19 protein-coding genes are annotated in these 18,029 nt (G+C 47.7%); 11 read left to right on the top strand and 8 right to left on the bottom strand.

The features are described from left to right. Positions 1–2: 2 nt before the first annotated feature. From lpxA to tilS, 7 genes are all read left to right on the top strand, one after another. Positions 3–791 carry an acyl-ACP--UDP-N-acetylglucosamine O-acyltransferase gene (gene lpxA, locus Q1A40_RS16380; RefSeq protein WP_300002045.1) on the top strand — a complete coding sequence of 263 codons (789 nt, stop codon included), beginning with the start codon at positions 3–5 and terminating at the stop codon, positions 789–791. Continuing rightward, on the top strand, positions 792–1,940 hold the full coding sequence (lpxB, locus tag Q1A40_RS16375; RefSeq protein WP_300002042.1) for a lipid-A-disaccharide synthase: 1,149 nt from the start codon (positions 792–794) through the stop codon (positions 1,938–1,940). Beyond that, positions 1,937–2,533, top strand: a complete 597-nt coding sequence (rnhB, locus tag Q1A40_RS16370; protein WP_300002039.1) for a ribonuclease HII — start codon at positions 1,937–1,939, stop codon at positions 2,531–2,533. Before lpxB ends, rnhB begins: the two co-directional genes overlap by 4 nt. Before the next feature lie 35 nt (positions 2,534–2,568). Continuing rightward, positions 2,569–6,051, top strand: coding sequence for a DNA polymerase III subunit alpha (gene dnaE, locus Q1A40_RS16365; RefSeq protein WP_300002036.1), 3,483 nt, complete (start codon positions 2,569–2,571; stop codon positions 6,049–6,051). Positions 6,052–6,063: 12 nt separating this feature from the next. Beyond that, on the top strand, positions 6,064–7,023 hold the full coding sequence (gene accA, locus Q1A40_RS16360) for an acetyl-CoA carboxylase carboxyl transferase subunit alpha (protein ID WP_300002033.1): 960 nt from the start codon (positions 6,064–6,066) through the stop codon (positions 7,021–7,023). A gap of 91 nt (positions 7,024–7,114) precedes the next feature. Continuing rightward, complete coding sequence (locus Q1A40_RS16355) at positions 7,115–7,504, top strand: VOC family protein (RefSeq protein ID WP_300002030.1); 390 nt, start codon at positions 7,115–7,117, stop codon at positions 7,502–7,504. A gap of 36 nt (positions 7,505–7,540) precedes the next feature. After that, on the top strand, positions 7,541–8,842 hold the full coding sequence (gene tilS, locus Q1A40_RS16350) for a tRNA lysidine(34) synthetase TilS (RefSeq protein WP_300002028.1): 1,302 nt from the start codon (positions 7,541–7,543) through the stop codon (positions 8,840–8,842). An 87-nt stretch (positions 8,843–8,929) separates the two neighbouring features. Here tilS and rof read toward each other — a convergent pair whose 3' ends face one another. Together rof and Q1A40_RS16340 are read right to left on the bottom strand one after the other, a co-directional pair. Beyond that, on the bottom strand, positions 8,930–9,190 hold the full coding sequence (gene rof / locus Q1A40_RS16345; protein WP_300002025.1) for a Rho-binding antiterminator: 261 nt from the start codon (positions 9,188–9,190) through the stop codon (positions 8,930–8,932). Continuing rightward, positions 9,177–9,377, bottom strand: a complete 201-nt coding sequence (locus tag Q1A40_RS16340; RefSeq protein WP_300002022.1) for a YaeP family protein — start codon at positions 9,375–9,377, stop codon at positions 9,177–9,179. Before Q1A40_RS16340 ends, rof begins: the two co-directional genes overlap by 14 nt. 192 nt (positions 9,378–9,569) lie before the next feature. Between Q1A40_RS16340 and Q1A40_RS16335 the strand changes: the two genes are divergently transcribed. From Q1A40_RS16335 to nlpE, 3 genes are read left to right on the top strand one after another with little or no spacing between them, the layout of a single operon-like run. Next, the gene (locus Q1A40_RS16335; protein ID WP_300002220.1) at positions 9,570–10,115 is read left to right on the top strand and encodes a YaeQ family protein; all 546 of its coding nucleotides are present in this window, start codon (positions 9,570–9,572) and stop codon (positions 10,113–10,115) included. Beyond that, on the top strand, positions 10,112–10,534 hold the full coding sequence (arfB, locus tag Q1A40_RS16330; protein WP_300002021.1) for an alternative ribosome rescue aminoacyl-tRNA hydrolase ArfB: 423 nt from the start codon (positions 10,112–10,114) through the stop codon (positions 10,532–10,534). Before Q1A40_RS16335 ends, arfB begins: the two co-directional genes overlap by 4 nt. A gap of 34 nt (positions 10,535–10,568) precedes the next feature. Further along, positions 10,569–11,258: an envelope stress response activation lipoprotein NlpE gene (nlpE, locus tag Q1A40_RS16325; protein ID WP_300002019.1), complete on the top strand. Its 690-nt coding sequence runs from the start codon at positions 10,569–10,571 to the stop codon at positions 11,256–11,258. Positions 11,259–11,378: 120 nt separating this feature from the next. Here nlpE and proS read toward each other — a convergent pair whose 3' ends face one another. The 6 genes from proS to metN all read right to left on the bottom strand — a co-directional run bounded on the left by proS (position 11,379) and on the right by metN (position 17,171). Continuing rightward, complete coding sequence (gene proS / locus Q1A40_RS16320) at positions 11,379–13,097, bottom strand: proline--tRNA ligase (protein WP_300002016.1); 1,719 nt, start codon at positions 13,095–13,097, stop codon at positions 11,379–11,381. 291 nt (positions 13,098–13,388) lie between these two features. Further along, entirely contained in the window at positions 13,389–14,096 is a 708-nt protein-coding gene (tsaA, locus tag Q1A40_RS16315; RefSeq protein WP_300002013.1) for a tRNA (N6-threonylcarbamoyladenosine(37)-N6)-methyltransferase TrmO, read from the bottom strand. Further along, positions 14,093–14,500, bottom strand: coding sequence for an Rcs stress response system protein RcsF (gene rcsF / locus Q1A40_RS16310; protein ID WP_300002010.1), 408 nt, complete (start codon positions 14,498–14,500; stop codon positions 14,093–14,095). The genes tsaA and rcsF overlap by 4 nt, the downstream gene beginning before the upstream one ends. 113 nt (positions 14,501–14,613) lie before the next feature. Beyond that, a complete protein-coding gene (locus Q1A40_RS16305) occupies positions 14,614–15,429 on the bottom strand; it encodes a MetQ/NlpA family lipoprotein (RefSeq protein WP_300002007.1) in 816 nt (271 codons plus the stop codon). Between the two features lie 64 nt (positions 15,430–15,493). Further along, complete coding sequence (locus Q1A40_RS16300; RefSeq protein WP_300002004.1) at positions 15,494–16,147, bottom strand: methionine ABC transporter permease MetI; 654 nt, start codon at positions 16,145–16,147, stop codon at positions 15,494–15,496. Beyond that, positions 16,140–17,171, bottom strand: coding sequence for a methionine ABC transporter ATP-binding protein MetN (gene metN, locus Q1A40_RS16295; RefSeq protein ID WP_300002001.1), 1,032 nt, complete (start codon positions 17,169–17,171; stop codon positions 16,140–16,142). The genes Q1A40_RS16300 and metN overlap by 8 nt, the downstream gene beginning before the upstream one ends. 189 nt (positions 17,172–17,360) lie before the next feature. On the opposite strand from metN, the gene gmhB reads away from it, so the two are divergent. After that, positions 17,361–17,927 carry a D-glycero-beta-D-manno-heptose 1,7-bisphosphate 7-phosphatase gene (gene gmhB, locus Q1A40_RS16290; protein ID WP_300001998.1) on the top strand — a complete coding sequence of 189 codons (567 nt, stop codon included), beginning with the start codon at positions 17,361–17,363 and terminating at the stop codon, positions 17,925–17,927. The last annotated feature ends 102 nt before the right edge of the window (positions 17,928–18,029 follow it).

Below are 18,029 nucleotides of genomic sequence, written 5' to 3'. Positions count from 1 at the left end.
TCGTGATTGATAAATCTGCCTTTATACATCCATCCGCCATTGTTGAAGAAGGTGCCATTATTGGTGCTAATGTTCACATTGGTCCATTTTGCATTGTCGGTTCTGATGTCGAAATTGGTGAAGGGTCAGTACTGAAATCTCATGTGGTTATCAACGGCCATACTAAAATTGGCCGCGATAATGAGATTTACCAGTTCACCTCTATCGGTGAAGTTAACCAGGATCTGAAATACGCGGGTGAGCCTACGCGTGTTGAAATTGGTGACCGTAACCGTATTCGTGAAAGCGTGACGATTCATCGTGGTACGACTCAGGGGGGGGGATTAACGAAGGTAGGTAGCGATAATCTGCTGATGATCAACGCACACGTTGCGCATGATTGTACGGTTGGGAATCGCTGTATCCTTGCGAATAATGCCACCCTTGCGGGACATGTTTCTGTCGATGATTTCGCCATCATTGGTGGTATGACCGCAGTACATCAATTCTGTATTATTGGTGCGCATGTCATGGTCGGTGGCTGTTCGGGTGTGGCCCAGGACGTACCACCTTATGTTATCGCTCAGGGTAACCATGCTACGCCCTTTGGAGTGAACATTGAAGGGTTGAAGCGTCGTGGTTTCAGTAAAGAGGCGATTAACGCCATCCGTCATGCTTACAAAGCGCTTTACCGTAGCGGTAAAACACTGGAAGAAGCTAAGCCGGAAATTGCTGAAATTGCAGAGCAACACCCAGAGGTGAATGCCTTTATTGAATTCTTTGCGCGTTCAACGCGTGGCGTTATTCGCTAAATGAAGGCTGGGCGTCCCCTTACTATTGCCCTGGTCGCCGGAGAAACCTCCGGCGATATTCTTGGGGCCGGGCTGATTCGTGCAATAAAAGCGCAAGTTCCGGATGCACGTTTTGTTGGCGTCGCGGGTCCCTTGATGCAGGCCGAAGGCTGCGAAGCCTGGTATGAAATGGAAGAGCTGGCGGTGATGGGCATTGTTGAGGTATTTTCTCGCCTGCGTCGTCTGCTGCATATTCGTGCCGATTTGACCAAACGGTTTACCGCATTACAGCCAGATGTTTTTGTTGGGATCGATGCGCCTGACTTTAATATCACGCTTGAAGGTAATCTCAAAGCGCGCGGTATCAAAACTATCCACTACGTGAGTCCCTCGGTATGGGCTTGGCGACAAAAACGGGTTTTCAAAATTGGCAAAGCAACCGATTTGGTGCTGGCCTTCTTACCTTTTGAAAAAGCGTTTTACGATAAATTTAATGTTCCTTGCCGGTTTATCGGCCACACGATGGCAGATGCTATCCCATTGTCGCCGGATAAACAGGCCGCCAGACATGCACTGGGTATCGATCCACAGGCAAAATGTCTTGCGTTGTTACCTGGAAGTCGCAACGCTGAAGTTGAGATGCTCAGCGCAGACTTTCTGCGTACGGCTCAGTTATTGCGTAAACGCTGGCCAGCACTTCAGGTTTTGGTGCCGCTGGTGAACACCAAACGGCGGGAACAGTTCGAAAGAATTAAAGCTGAGATTGCCCCGGAACTTGACGTTCATCTGTTGGATGGCAAGGCACGTGAAGTGATGATTGCCAGCGATGCGGCTTTACTGGCTTCAGGTACTGCGGCTCTGGAATGTATGTTAGCAAAATGTCCGATGGTTGTGGGCTATCGCATGAAACCTTTCACTTTCTGGCTGGCAAAACGCTTGGTTAAAACGGACTATGTTTCACTGCCTAATTTACTGGCAGGAAAGGGACTGGTTACCGAATTATTGCAAGACGAATGCGAGCCCATAGCTCTGGCAACGGCTTTGATGCCTTTGCTTGAAGAGAGTGCTGAAAGTCATCAAATGCATGAAGAGTTTCTTCGTTTGCATCAGCTGATTCGTTGTAATGCCGATGAGCAAGCAGCAGCGGCAGTACTGGAGTTGGCGCAATGATTGAGTTTATCTATCCGCATTCACATTTGGTTGCTGGCGTCGATGAAGTCGGCCGTGGGCCTCTGGTCGGGGCTGTGGTAACGGCCGCCGTTATTCTTGACCCAGCAAGACCGATTAAAGGGCTTGCTGACTCAAAAGCACTCTCGGAAAAACGTCGCCTTGCACTGTTCGACGAAATAGTCGAAAAAGCGTTAAGCTGGAATCTTGGAAGGGCAGAGCCGCAAGAGATTGACCAGCTTAATATTCTGCACGCCACCATGCTGGCAATGCAACGTGCTGTTGCCGGGCTGAGTGTTGTACCGGAATATGTTCTTATTGACGGAAATCGCTGCCCGTCATTGCCTGTGCCCTCAATGGCTGTGGTCAAAGGTGATAGCCGGGTCGCTGAGATCAGCGCGGCATCAATACTGGCTAAAGTGACCCGCGATCGCGAGATGGTTGAACTGGATACGCGTTTCCCGCAATATGGTTTTGCCCAACACAAAGGGTATCCAACCGCTCTTCACTTGGAGAGGCTGGCTGAACATGGTGCAACTGAGCATCATCGCCGTAGCTTTGCTCCTGTCAAACGCTCACTTGGGCTGCTCTCCTGAACGACGGGAACCAGAGCAGAATTAATGGATGAAAGATGGCTGAACCTCGTTTCATTCACCTTCGGGTGCACAGTGATTATTCTATGATTGATGGCCTGGCGAAAGTCGGGCCATTGGTCAAAAAAAATGCGGCATTAAATCTGCCTGCGCTGGCAATTACGGATTTCACCAACCTGTGTGGTTTGGTGAAATTTTATGGCTCGGCGCATGGGGCTGGAATGAAGCCGATTATCGGCGCTGATTTTAATGTTGCCAATCCTCTGCTGGGTGATGAATTTAGCCATTTGACGGTGCTGGCCGCGAATAATACGGGTTATCACAACCTGACTTTGTTGATATCCCGTGCTTATCAGCGTGGCTACGGTGCTGCGGGTCCTTATATTGACAACGAATGGCTGGCGGAACTTAACGAAGGTCTGATTCTGCTCTCCGGTGGTCGACTGGGCGATATTGGTAAAATGCTATTGCGCGGTAATCAGACTTTGGCAGAGCAGTGCCTGGAATTCTATCAGCACTATTTTGCCGATCGTTTTTATCTGGAATTAATTCGTACGGGTCGACCGGACGAAGAGCGCTATATCCATGAAGCGGTTGCCTTCGCGCAGACTCACGATTTACCCGTTGTGGCGACCAATGATGTTCGCTTCATTAATGCCGAAGATTTTGATGCCCATGAAATTCGCGTTGCGATTCATGATGGCTTCACGCTTGATGATCCTAAACGTCCGCGCAACTATAGTTCACAGCAATATATGCGTAGTGAAGAGGAAATGTGTGAGCTTTTCTCAGATATTCCGGAAGCGCTGGACAATACCGTTGAAATAGCCAAACGTTGTAATACCACTGTCCGGCTTGGTGAATACTTCTTGCCTCAGTTCCCGACCGGAGAGATGACCACCGAAGACTTCTTGGTACTGAAATCTAAGGAAGGTCTGGAAGCACGTCTTGAGTTCTTATTCCCGGACCCTGAGGTTCGCGCTGAGAAACGCGGCGAATATGATGAGCGCCTGGATATTGAACTCAAGGTGATTAACCAGATGGGCTTCCCGGGCTACTTTCTGATAGTCATGGAGTTTATTCAGTGGTCTAAGGATAACGGGGTTCCTGTAGGACCAGGGCGTGGTTCTGGTGCCGGTTCACTGGTCGCTTATGCATTAAGTATTACCGATCTCGACCCGCTTGAATTTGATCTCCTGTTTGAACGTTTTCTTAATCCAGAACGCGTATCGATGCCTGACTTTGACATCGATTTCTGTATGGAAAAACGCGATTTGGTTATCGACCACGTGGCAGAAATGTACGGGCGCGAAGCGGTATCTCAGATAATCACCTTTGGTACTATGGCTGCCAAGGCGGTTATTCGCGACGTTGGGCGTGTATTAGGGCACCCCTACGGGTTTGTCGACCGGATCTCAAAACTGATCCCGCCGGATCCGGGCATGACGCTGGCGAAGGCCTTTGAAGCCGAACCACAACTGCCCGAGATCTACGAAGCAGATGAGGAAGTCAAAGCGCTGATCGATATGGCGCGTAAGCTTGAAGGCGTGACGCGAAATGCCGGTAAACATGCCGGTGGGGTTGTTATAGCACCGACTAAAATTACTGACTTTGCTCCCTTATATTGTGACGAGCAGGGGCAGCATCCGGTTACTCAATTTGATAAGAATGATGTGGAGTACGCGGGCTTAGTTAAATTTGACTTCCTGGGTCTGCGTACGCTCACTATCATCAACTGGGCATTGGAAATGATCAATGCCAAGCGTAAGAAGAAGGGTGAAGAGCCATTAGATATTGCGGCGATCCCGTTGTTCGACAAAAAAAGCTTCGATATGCTACAGCGTTCAGAGACGACAGCTGTTTTCCAGCTTGAATCTCGCGGCATGAAAGATTTGATCAAACGTCTACAGCCAGACTGTTTTGAAGATATGATAGCCTTGGTAGCATTGTTCCGTCCTGGTCCATTACAGTCGGGTATGGTGGATAACTTTATTGACCGTAAGCACGGACGTGAAGCGATTTCCTATCCTGATATTCAGTGGCAGCATGAAAGCCTGAAGCCGGTACTGGAGCCGACGTATGGCATTATACTCTATCAAGAACAGGTAATGCAGATAGCCCAGGTGCTGTCAGGTTATACTCTGGGTGGGGCTGATATGCTGCGCCGGGCCATGGGTAAAAAGAAACCCGAGGAAATGGCGAAACAGCGCTCGAGTTTTGAAGATGGGGCCAAAAATAATGGTGTGGATGGCGAGTTGGCCATGCATATCTTTGATCTGGTGGAAAAATTTGCTGGCTATGGATTTAACAAATCGCACTCAGCAGCCTATGCACTGGTTTCTTATCAGACCCTGTGGCTGAAAGCGCACTATCCGGCTGAGTTTATGGCTGCGGTAATGACGGCTGATATGGACAATACTGATAAAATTGTCGGGTTGGTCGATGAATGCTGGCGTATGGGGCTGAAGATACTGCCACCGGATATTAACTCCGGGCTGTATCACTTCCATGTCAATGATGATGATGAAATCGTCTACGGCATTGGTGCGATTAAAGGTGTGGGTGAAGGTCCTATCGAAGCGATTATTGAAGCCAGAAACGAAGGTGGATATTTCCGCGAGTTATTTGATCTCTGCGCCAGAACTGATACTAAAAAACTGAACCGGCGAGTACTCGAAAAACTGGTTATGTCCGGTGCTTTTGACCGATTAGGTCCGCATCGTGCCGCATTAATGAATGCGCTGGGCGATGCCCTGAAAGCGGCCGATCAGCACGCGAAAGCAGAAGCGATTGGTCAGGCTGATATGTTTGGGGTGCTGGCTGAAGAGCCTGAACAGGTTGAAAAATCCTATGCCAGTGTTGTTAGCTGGCCTGAACAACGAGTATTGGATGGTGAACGTGAGACCCTGGGTCTGTATCTGACCGGTCATCCTATCACTCAGTACTTGAAAGAAATTGAGCGCTACGTCGGTGGCGTGCGCTTAAAAGAGATGCATCCGACAGATCGTGGTAAAGTGGCTACGGCTGCCGGATTGGTGATTGCTTCGCGGGTTATGGTCACTAAGCGAGGCAATCGTATCGGTATCTGTACTCTGGATGACCGTTCGGGTCGTCTGGAAGTGATGTTATTTACAGATGCGCTAGAAAAGTACCAGCATTTGCTGGAAAAAGACCGTATCCTGATCGTTAGCGGACAGGTCAGCTTCGATGACTTCAGCGGAGGGCTTAAAATGATGGCCCGAGAGCTGATGGATATCGATGAAGCGCGTGAAAAATATGCGCGCGGACTTGCTATCTCGCTGACGGACAGGCAAATTGATGACCAGCTTTTAAACCGTCTCCGTCAGTCTCTGGAACCCCATCGTTCGGGGACAATTCCGGTACATCTCTACTATCAGAGGTCGGATGCACGAACTCGGTTGCGTTTTGGCGCAACCTGGCGTGTTTCTCCTAACGATCGTTTGTTAAACGATCTGCGGACCCTGATAGGTTCGGAGCAGGTGGAACTGGAGTTTGACTAAAACAGGAATATTATGAGTCTGAATTTCCTTGATTTCGAACAGCCGATTGCAGAGCTGGAAGCGAAAATTGATTCCCTGATGTCTGTGAACCGTCAGGATGAAAAACTGGATATTAATCTGGATGACGAAGTTAAGCGCCTGCGCGAAAAAAGCGCAGAGCTGACACGTAAAATCTTCGCAGATTTAGGTGCCTGGCAAATTGCTCAGCTGGCACGACATCCACAACGCCCTTACACGCTGGACTATATTCGTCTGGCGTTTGATGATTTTGATGAGTTAGCGGGCGATCGTGCCTATGCTGATGACAAAGCCATCGTGGGTGGAACGGCGCGTCTTGATGGGCGTCCAGTGATGATCATAGGTCATCAAAAAGGGCGTGAAACTAAAGAGAAAATTCGCCGTAACTTTGGTATGCCTGCGCCAGAAGGTTACCGTAAGGCTTTGCGCCTGATGGAAATGGCTGAGCGTTTTAAAATGCCCATTATTACCTTCATTGATACTCCCGGCGCCTATCCTGGTGTGGGAGCCGAAGAACGTGGGCAGTCTGAAGCTATTGCCCGTAACCTGCGTGAAATGTCACGCCTGAAAGTACCGATTATCTGTACCGTTGTTGGTGAAGGTGGCTCAGGTGGCGCGCTGGCAATTGGCGTGGGTGATAAAGTGAATATGCTTCAGTACAGCACTTATTCTGTTATCTCCCCGGAAGGCTGTGCTTCCATTTTGTGGAAAAGTGCCGATAAAGCTCCACTGGCTGCTGAAGCGATGGGGATTATTGCCCCGCGCTTGAAAGAGCTGAAGCTGATTGACACGGTTATCACCGAACCTTCCGGCGGTGCGCATCGCTCTCCTGAGCAGATGGCGGCATCTTTACGTACCCAGCTGCTGGCCGATCTGGCCGATCTTGATGTTCTGGATACTGAAGAGCTGTTAAACCGTCGTTATCATCGCTTGATGAACTACGGTTACGCGTAATCAGCGCTAAGTCTTCGCGTCAGTTAAATCACACCCTGTAAGTTGCTACAACTTGCAGGGTTTTTTTTGTAGATGGGCTTAAGAGGCTTTTATGTTAGGTTTAAAGCAGGTACATCATATTGCGATTATTGCTACCGATTATGCCCGCAGTAAGCAGTTCTATTGCGACATATTAGGTTTCACGTTACTGGCAGAAGTGTACCGGGAGGAACGTGATTCATGGAAAGGCGATTTAGCCCTGAATGGTCAGTATGTTATCGAGCTTTTTTCCTTTCCCTCGCCACGTGCCAGAGCCAGCTATCCTGAAGCTTGTGGATTACGGCACTTAGCTTTTAGCGTCGATGATATTCACCAGGCAATACAACATCTTGAACACCACGGAGTGGTGTGCGAAGCGGTTCGAGTCGATCAGGTTACTGAAAAACCGTTCACCTTTTTCACCGATCCTGATGGTTTACCTCTCGAGCTTTATCAACAGTAACCTTTTGTATTAACTCTGGTTGTTTTAGATAAAATTATGGATATCCGTCAACTTCTGATTTTTTTACAATCACATCGTCGCCTGCTGGTGGCCTTTAGTGGTGGACTGGACTCAACGGTCTTGTTACACCAGTTAACGCTATTACGTGACTCTGTCGCACCAGAACTCCAGATCCGGGCTATGCATGTTCATCATGGTTTAAGTGCGCGAGCCGATAGCTGGGTCACCCACTGCCAGTCCCTTTGTCGTCAGTGGGGTGTTGCCTTAGAAGTGGCTTATGTTCAGTTGCCAACGAGTGGACAGGGAATTGAAGCCGAAGCCCGCCAGGCCCGTTATCAGGTATTAACCCAGGCCCTCCTCCCTGATGAAGTTCTCCTGACGGCGCAACATCAAGACGATCAGTGCGAAACAGTATTACTGTCACTAAAGCGGGGGAGTGGTCCTGCGGGGCTGGCGGCAATGCCTGAGCGACTCGATTTTGCCCATACGCAGTTGCTACGTCCCTTACTTAACCTGAGCCGCATTGAGCTTGAACGCTGGGCTGCTGAGTATCAGTTAAGCTGGATTGAAGATGAGAGTAACCAAGATGATAAGTACGATCGCAATTTTTTGCGCTTACACGTATTGCCCGTTATCCAGCAGCGCTGGCCGCATTTTGCCCGCAGTGTGACCCGTAGCGCACAACTCTGTGGCGAGCAGGAGCAACTGTTGGATGAACTGTTGGCAGAACAACTTACGGATTTAATGTCGGACAGCGGTTGCTTAGATATCGCCCCTCTCTGCGAGATGAGCGATGTCCGACGTTATGCGATTCTGAGGCGCTGGTTTAAATTTCATCAGGCTCTGATGCCATCGAGGCTGGCTCTGCAACGTGTGTGGCAGGAAGTCGCCTTGAGCAGGGATGATGCGAGCCCGCGTTTACAGCTGGGGCAGCATGAAGTCCGACGCTTTCAGGGGGCGTTATACTGGGTGCCCGTTATGCAAAACGACACCGATAAAATTTATTCATGGCCTGCGCCTTTTGAACCTTTAGCGCTTGCCGGACTCGGTATTTTGTCGGTACAACAGAAAGGAATGGCGGTGCGTACCCCGAAAGCTGATGAAGTCGTGACGGTAAGATTTAAAGCCAGCGGCCTGCAATATATTGCCGGGCGAGACAGGGGACGTTTGCTGAAAAAAATATGGCAGGAACTTAATATTCCCCCCTGGCAGCGTGAAGTCACACCCTTGCTGTTTTACGGGGACAAACTGATCGCGGCGATAGGCATTTTTGTTACTAAAGAGGGGCAGTCTTCGGTCAGTGATAGCTGGTGGATAGATTTTAACAAGGGTGATTAATGATCGGATTGGCGAGACTGTAGCAGCCCCACCTGACAAGTCGTAGAGAGTGACCTGCCGGGTGGGCATTATTTCTTCAATAAAGGCTCATTCTTCACTGACAATAATGGTGCCAATATCAGGATGGCTGAAGCTGTGTATTCTATCGAGACGTATTTCTCGTTTACTCTCGCTGCTCTCTACTACCAGATATTCAATGTTCTTGCGAGATACCAGATCCTGAGCTTTTGCTTTGAAAATTTCAGCATCTTTTAGCTCCAGCGTGATAAGTAAATGCCGCTGGCAGGCAAGCTCAAGATTATCATAGTCGTCGCAATTGATGGGTTGGTAGACATCATTTATTGACATAATCGCTCACCAGTAAGTTAGCGGCAGCATAAGCCGCCTGTTCCCTGACCGACTCAGATATTGCTTCGCTGGATGCAACGTTGTTCAGAGCCATCAAAACGCAATTTAGCGCATCAGGGATGTACCCTAAGTCACCACTTGCGATTTCTGTATAGCGCTTTCGTATCAGCTCACAATATTTTTCCACACACCCTCCTTTCAGAAGCCTGATTTTGCGGCATGTAATCCGTTACTCTACGAAGATAAATGCAGTTTAGCAAGGCGACTATATCACAGTGATTGAATTGAAATAAATGAGTCTGCTTACGACAGAGATTAAGGCAACAGTCTTTTAGGGAAATCTTCGCTACAATAGCGACAATTATTGAAAGGAGGAATGATGGCGTTAAAAGCAACAATATATAAAGCAGTGGTGAATGTAGCCGATCTTGACAGGAATTTGTTTCTGGATAGCCATCTCACTCTGGCACGTCATCCTTCTGAAACGCAAGAACGCATGATGTTACGTTTACTGGCTTGGATCAAATACGCTAACGAACGGTTACAATTTACTCGCGGGCTGTGTGCTGATGATGAACCAGAAGTATGGTTGAAAAACGACCATCTGGGGATCGACCTATGGATAGAACTTGGTCTTCCTGAAGAGCGACGTTTGAAAAAAGCCTGTAGTCAGTCTGCTCAGGTCGCGTTATTTACCTACAATAGCCGTGCGGCTCAGGTTTGGTGGCAACAAAACCAGAACAAGGCAAACCAGTTTAAAAATTTATCAGTCTGGTATCTGGACGATGAGCAACTGGCAAAGCTAAGTGACTTTGCTACCCGAACGATGAGTCTGCAAGCGACTATCCAGGATGGGGCTATCTGGCTGTCTGATGAAACCCGTAATCTGGAAATTCACTTTAGCTGCTGGCAACAATCCGCATGATTAGAGTCTCGCAAAGATTATCTATTCCAGAAAATGAAGTCGTGATGACCGCTATCCGATCGCAAGGAGCTGGCGGGCAGCATGTTAATAAAACATCGACGGCTATTCATCTGCGGTTTGATATCTCTGCTTCCAGTTTACCAGAGGCGGATAAAGCCCGGTTACTGGCGCGACCCCATCATTTAATTACACCTGAAGGTGTTGTGATTATCAAAGCGCAATCCTATCGCAGTCAGGATATGAATCGTGATGCTGCGCTGGCTCGTTTAGTGGCACTTATCCTGGAATTAACTGTCGTACCTAAATGCCGTAAAGTAACTAAACCGACGCGTGCGTCGAAAGAGCGTCGTTTGGTGTCAAAGGCACAAAAATCAGAAACGAAAGCGCGGCGCGGCAAGCTCCGCGATTATTCCCATTAGCCACAGGGATGGGAACTTGCATAAGGAAGAGACAATGAGTAAACAAGTTCTGACCATAGCCGCAGTACTCAGCTTATTTGCACTGTTTGGTTGTAATAATCGCAATGATACTCAGGCGGTGGCCTCTGAACATGCCATGCCATTGAAACCAATGCAGCAAAGCTATCGCGGTATTATTCCTTGTGCCGATTGTGAAGGCATTGATGCGTCGCTGTATCTTGATGCATCAGGTACTTGGATAATGAATTATACTTATTTAGGGAAAGATACTTCGTTCGCGAGTTATGGTGACTGGGCTCGTACTGCGAATAAACTGGTGCTGACATCAAGCCAGGGGGAGAAGCAGTATTTCTTACCTAAAGAAGACAGTCTGATTATGCTGGATGCGAAAGGGGAGCCGATTAAGTCACCTCAGAATTTCACACTTAAAGCAGATAACCTTACATTGCCGACGACCCCGATGACGATGAAAGGGGAATATACCTACATGGCAGACGCCGCTATCTTTAAGGATTGTGGTAGCGGTAAAATTTATCCAGTAGACAGTAATGCTGCACTGCAAGAAGCTTATCTGGCAGTGCGTGATGAGAATGTTCTACCAGTATTATTGCAATTTGATGCACATTTTATTGAACAACCAAAGCCTGATAGCGACAGGCTTCAGAATGTGCTGGTGTCAGACGGTCAGGTAAAATTCTTTCCGGGGAAAAACTGTCAGAGTTAATTGAGTTTGCTGCCGGGGAAATGAACAAGAGAGCAGGAAGCAGAACAGGACCTGCACCAGCGCGAAATAAATCGCTAAAACGGGTGCAGGTCGGAGATTACTTTTCAGCGTAATACAACATTAGCCTTTGATTTGCTTAACCAGGAAATCAACGATTTCACCCGTCTTAATCATCTGCTTGTCGCCTTCACGACGATTTTTGTATTCAATCTCTTCGTTATCAAGATTACGATCGCCGATAACGATAGTGTGTGGAATACCAATCAGTTCCATATCTGCAAACATCACGCCTGGGCGCTCTTTACGGTCGTCCAGCAGCACTTCAATGCCTTGAGAACGTAATGTAGTATAGAGCTCTTCTGCCAGCTGTTGTACACGGAAAGATTTGTGCATATTCATCGGCAGGATGGCAACATGGAATGGTGCCATCGCATCTGGCCATAAAATACCGCGGTCGTCAAAGTTCTGCTCGATAGCTGCGGCAACTACGCGTGTCACACCGATACCATAACAGCCCATAGTCAGAGTCTGGTTACGACCATCTTCACCCTGAACAGCTGCTTTCAGCGCTTCGGAATATTTAGTTCCCAGCTGGAAGATATGGCCGACTTCGATCCCCCTTCTGATCATTAAGGTACCTTTGCCATCCGGGCTTGGATCGCCGGCGACGACATTACGAAGATCGGCAACCTCAGGGAGGGCGACATCACGATCCCAGTTAATCCCGATAAAGTGCTTACCATCGATATTAGCGCCAGCAGAGAAGTCACTCATTACTGCTACGCTACGGTCGACAATGACAGGAATATTCAGATTAACGGGTCCGAGCGAACCTGGCCCTGCTTTGACAACGGCGCGAATTTCTTCTTCGGTTGCGAATGTCAGCGGGCTGGCAACTTGTGGAAGTTTATCAGCCTTGACTTCGTTCAACTCATGATCGCCACGTACCAGTAAAGCGACCAGTGATGCAGCACTCTCTTCGCTCGCTTTAACCAGCAAGGTCTTGACGGTTTTTTCAATTGGCAGTGAGAATTGTTCCACCAAATCGGCAATGGTTTTCGCATTGGGTGTGTCAATCTGGCTCATTTCAACTGTTGGTGCGGCCCGGGCGGTAGCCGGCGCGACGGCTTCTGCAAACTCAATATTAGCTGCATAATCTGAACTGTCAGAGAAGATAACATCATCTTCACCGCTGTTTGCCAGAACCTGGAACTCATGAGAAGCACTGCCGCCGATTGAACCGGTATCTGCTTGCACAGCACGGAAATCCAGACCCATGCGGGAAAAGATTTTACTGTACGCGTCGTACATCTTGTCATAGGTTTCTTGCAAAGATTCCTGTGAAGTATGGAAAGAATAAGCATCTTTCATCAGGAATTCACGGGAACGCATAACACCAAAACGTGGACGAACTTCGTCACGGAATTTAGTTTGAATCTGGAATAAATTCAGAGGCAGCTGTTTATAAGAGCTGAGTTCATTACGAATAAGGTCAGTGATAACCTCTTCATGTGTCGGGCCGAGAACAAACGGACGTTCGCCACGATCAACAAAACGTAATAATTCCGGGCCATATTGCTCCCAGCGTCCACTTTCCTGCCATAAGTCGGCTGGTTGAACGACAGGCATAGACACTTCGATTGCACCAGCGTTATTCATTTCTTCACGCACGATGTTTTCGACTTTTTTCAGGACGCGTAATCCAGTGGGCATCCAGGTATATAACCCAGAGGCCAGCTTACGGATCATCCCGGCGCGCAGCATCAGCTGGTGACTGATCACCTCAGCATCGGCAGGCGTCTCCTTCAGGGTGGAGAGCAGATATTGGCTAGTACGCATGTTATTACGGTTCCAGTTTAACGTCGAATAGCAGACCTGAGGTCTGCTTAAAAAATGGTTTATACCCGTCATATTTCAAATTGCCTGAGTGTAACGCTTTTCCTATAAGCAACCTGAATTATTTCAATATATACCCGTCATACTTCAAGCTGCATCTGCGCTGGCTACGCTCATTCACCTGAATGACTTTCTTGAGTAAGTTCATCAGGATTCTCTCGCTTGCCGCAACTCGAATTATTTTGGATATAGTTTACCAGTGTGGCTGAGATGTCAAAAGAGAGAGGGGATAAATTAACTTGCCTCTATAGCGAACACCTCAAATCCTTGTCTGGTAACGCGCCAGCGAACATTAAAGTCCAGCAAAGAGACGGCATAGATTTTACCCGTTTCTTCGCCCTTTCGGTAAGCGGGACGAGGGTCTTGAGCCAGCACTTGTTGAATAAAGCGACTTAAATGCGGGTAACGAATTTCCAGCTGATCAAGCTGACGCTGAATATCTGGGGTAAAATATACCGACATATCGGCATCAGGAGCATGTTGTGCATAGCCTGCACGTGCTTCTGGCAGGGCTTCGGCAAAAGGTAAGTAAGGTTTAATATCGATAACAGGTGTACCGTCGACTAAATCCAGACTACCGAGATCCAGAATAACAGACTCTTTCTGGCAGCGAATGCCTTTTAATTCAACTAAAGACATGCCAACAGGATTGGGTCGGAAAGTCGAACGGGTGGCAAAGACACCGATACGGGCATTTCCCCCCAGGCGTGGTGGACGAACCATCGGACGCCAGCCGCCCTCCATCGTCTGGTGAAAGACAAACAGTAGCCAGATATGACTAAATCCTTCCAGTCCCCTTACGGCGTCCTGTTGATTATAAGGAGGCACCAAGTGTAACTCTCCGCCACCGTCAGCCACTAAACCTGGCTGACGTGGAACGGCAAATTTCTCTTTATAAGGGGAACGGATAGTCCCTATCTGTGCAAACTGAAAATCTGTCATTGAGATGAGACTTGTAACGCCGATCCTAAGCAGACAGCCTGGCGATAACAGCCAGGAGCACCGCTGGTAATTTCACAGCTGTGTACCAGTGCCGCATTTGCTTTCATTTTTGAGGCATTAATTTGTAATCGCTTACGGGCCGTTGGAATACTGGCTGGTGAGTCTTGATTACTTGCCTGACAAGAAACGCCGCTGACTTCACCTAAGTCACGGAAGGTTTTACCCAATAAATCTTCTGCATTGGTATAGAGTTTTACCGGCGCGGAAGTTCGGACGCTTTTGGCTTTTTCCGGCTTCGCTTGAGGAGGCGTTGACGTGCTTTGAACAGGTTCGACAGGGGATCTGCTTAAAACGGAACAGCCGCTAAGCATAACGGCTAATAAACAGATCGGTAAAGCACGCATAATACTTCCTCAATAATTAATAATATTTGGCAACATTGAAGCAAGCTCTTGCCCAAATGACAAGACGGGCATAGGCCCGTCTTGTCATTTTTATGTAAAATAAATACTGAAAATTACCAGCCTTTAACTGCTCCGCCGTTGAAAGCTTTATTAGCTGCGTCATTGACTTCGTCAGACTGGTAAGCCTGGACGAATTTTTTGACATTTTCTGCGTCTTTATTATCTTCACGTGCGACAATCAGGTTCACATATGGAGACTCTTTATCTTCAACAAAAATACCATCTTTGGCTGGTGTCAGACCAATCTGGCTGGCATAAGTGGTGTTGATGATAGCCAGCGCGATCTGAGCATCGTCCAGAGAACGTGGTAGCTGCGGCGCTTCAAGTTCAACCAGCTTCAGTTTTTTCGGGTTCTCTACTACATCCAGGACGGTTGGCAGTAAACCAACGCCATCTTTCAGCTTAATTAACCCTACTTTCTGCAACAGCAGCAGTGAACGGCCAAGGTTCGTCGGGTCATTGGGTAATGCAACCTGAGAGCCCGGTTCCAGGTCGTCCAGTGATTTAATTTTCTTAGAATAACCTGCAATTGGGTAAACGAAGGTGTTACCTACAGAAGCCAGTTGATAGCCACGATCTTTGATCTGCTGGTCAAGGTAAGGTTTGTGCTGGAAAGCGTTAACATCAATATCGCCTTTGCTCAGCGCTTCGTTTGGCAGTACGTAGTCATTAAATGTGACCAGTTCTACATCCAGGCCATATTTGTCTTTAGCCACTTGTTTGGCAACTTCAGCAACTTGCTGTTCAGTACCGACAATAACACCCACTTTAATATGGTTTGGATCTTTCTCATCCTGCCCACATCCGACTAACGCCAGAGAACCGACCAGAACGCTCAGTGCAGCGAGAGTCTTAAGTTTAAATGCCATCTGTTTCCCCTTCCTTATTGATTGATTTATGCCCATCAGCCTTCACGTTGGAATGATTCGGGGCTTATTTATGAGTGACAATCCTGACGATACGGTCGCCAGAGAGTTGAATTAAGTACACCAAAATAACAAGTAAAACTAATACTGTATTCATCACAGTAGCGTTATAACCAATATAGCCGTACTGATAGCCAATTTGGCCTAAACCGCCAGCGCCAACGGCTCCACCCATGGCAGAATAACCCACCAAGGTGATAAGCGTAATGGTTGCCGCATTGACCAAGCCGGGTAATGACTCAGGCAGCAGAACCTTGCGGATTATCTGTAACGGCGTTGCGCCCATCGCCCTTGAGGCTTCAATCAATCCGGAAGGGATTTCAAGCAATGCATTTTCAACCATACGGGCAATAAAAGGCGCTGCGCCAACGGTTAAGGGGACGATTGCTGCTTGTAGACCGATAGAGGTGCCAACAACTGCACGAGTAAAAGGAATCATCCAGACCAGTAGGATAATAAAAGGAATCGAACGGAAAATATTGACCAGTGCGGAAAGACTACGATAAAGCTTTGCATTGGCACTGATTTGTCCGGGACGACTGATATAAAGCAATACGCCGACTGGAAGCCCCAGAACAAAGCCGAAGAAACCTGAGACAAAAGTCATGGCAAGCGTTTCATATACTCCGCGGAAGAGTAACCATACCATCGCTTCAGACATAACCGAGTACCTCTACTTTCACATGTTGTTCTTGTAACCAAGCAATGGCTGCTTCTGTATCACTGCTCGTCCCTTGCATTTCACACAACATAATTCCAAACTTCACACCACCGGCGTAATCCATTTGCGCGCTAATAATGTTGCTGTTGACGTTAAAGTTACGTGCAGTTTGTGATAGTAGGGGAGCATCAACTGACTGACCGGTAAATTCCAGACGCAATAAAGGAATCGTTTTATCTTTATTGTCCGCTTCGATACGTTCGACATAATCTTGCGGAATATCCAGATGCAATGTTGACTGGATAAACTGCTGGGCTAAAGGTGTTTTCGGATGGGAGAACACTTCGCTCACCGTATCTTGCTCAATAAGTTCGCCATTGCTGATAACTGCGACACGGTCACAAATACGCTTTACTACATCCATCTCATGGGTAATCAGCAGAATGGTCAAACCAAGACGGCGATTAATATCTTTCAACAACTCAAGAATAGAACGGGTAGTTGCCGGATCGAGTGCGCTGGTTGCTTCATCACACAGTAACACTTTTGGATTACTGGCTAATGCACGGGCGATAGCGACACGTTGTTTTTGGCCACCTGATAAATTAGCTGGATAAACATCATGCTTTTCGCTTAAGCCAACCAACTCGAGTAACTCAGTAACACGATGGTTAATTTCTTCTTTAGACAGATTGTCCAGTTCTAAGGGGAGCGCGACGTTACCAAAAACAGTACGGGACGACAGCAAATTAAAATGCTGAAAAATCATTCCTATCTGGCGACGGACTTGCGTTAACTTACCCTCAGAAAGATGCGTTAGCTCTTGCCCGTCAATCAGAACGGAGCCCTGAGTTGGGCGCTCAAGCAAATTCACACAGCGTATCAGGGTGCTTTTCCCGGCACCTGAGGCGCCAATGACGCCATAAATTTGTCCGGCAGGGACGTGCAAACTGACATCATTCAATGCCTGTATTTGACGATTCCCCTGCAGGAATACTTTGCTGATATTGGAAAGTTTAATCATTGAGTTATTTATTATCGTATAAGTGTTAGCCGTGGCATTTTCTGCTGCCAACAATAGGAGGCAACCGACATCAATATGGATGTTAAGGCATCCAGACGTCTAAATCAATCGACGAATGAATGTCTACTCTCTCATTATGGATGAATCATGCGATACTAAGGAGAATTAAATCGTTTTAGGAGTTTCCAAGTGACACAGTCTGTCCCTGCTATCTTTCTTGACCGCGACGGCACTATTAATATTGATACTGGCTATGTTTATGAAGTTGACCGTTTTGAGTTCATCAAAGGTGTCATTGATGCGATGCGGGAACTTAAAGCAATGGGCTTTGCTCTGGTGCTGGTTACCAATCAGTCCGGGATTGCGCGTGGTATGTTCACCGAGGCTGACTTTGAAAACCTGACCGAATGGATGGACTGGTCATTAGCCGATCGTGGTGTCGATCTCGATGGTATCTATTATTGTCCGCATCATCCGGAAGGTTCTGTTGAGGAGTTTCGCCAGATTTGTGATTGCCGTAAGCCACAACCTGGGATGCTACTCTCAGCGCGCGATTTCCTTCATATAGATATGGCCTCTTCTTATATGGTAGGTGATAAAATTGAGGATATGCAGGCAGCACAGGCTGCACTTGTCGGGACCAAGGTTTTAGTTCGTACGGGTAAACCTGTTACAGAAGAAGCTGAAGCAGCGGCAGATTGGGTACTTAATAGTCTTGCAGACCTGCCAAAACGTATCAAACAGCTGCAAAAATAAACGCAGTGAATAAAAAACAAACGGACAGCAAATTATTTGAAATTAGGGGTTGTCAGCCGCGAGGAAATCCCTATAATGCGCATCCACTGAGACGGAACAACG

Source organism: uncultured Cedecea sp., from assembly GCF_947498825.1.
Lineage (GTDB): Bacteria > Pseudomonadota > Gammaproteobacteria > Enterobacterales > Enterobacteriaceae > JGM124.
The sequence above is the reverse complement of the archived record's forward strand: the minus strand, read 5'-3'. Positions and strand labels throughout refer to the sequence as shown.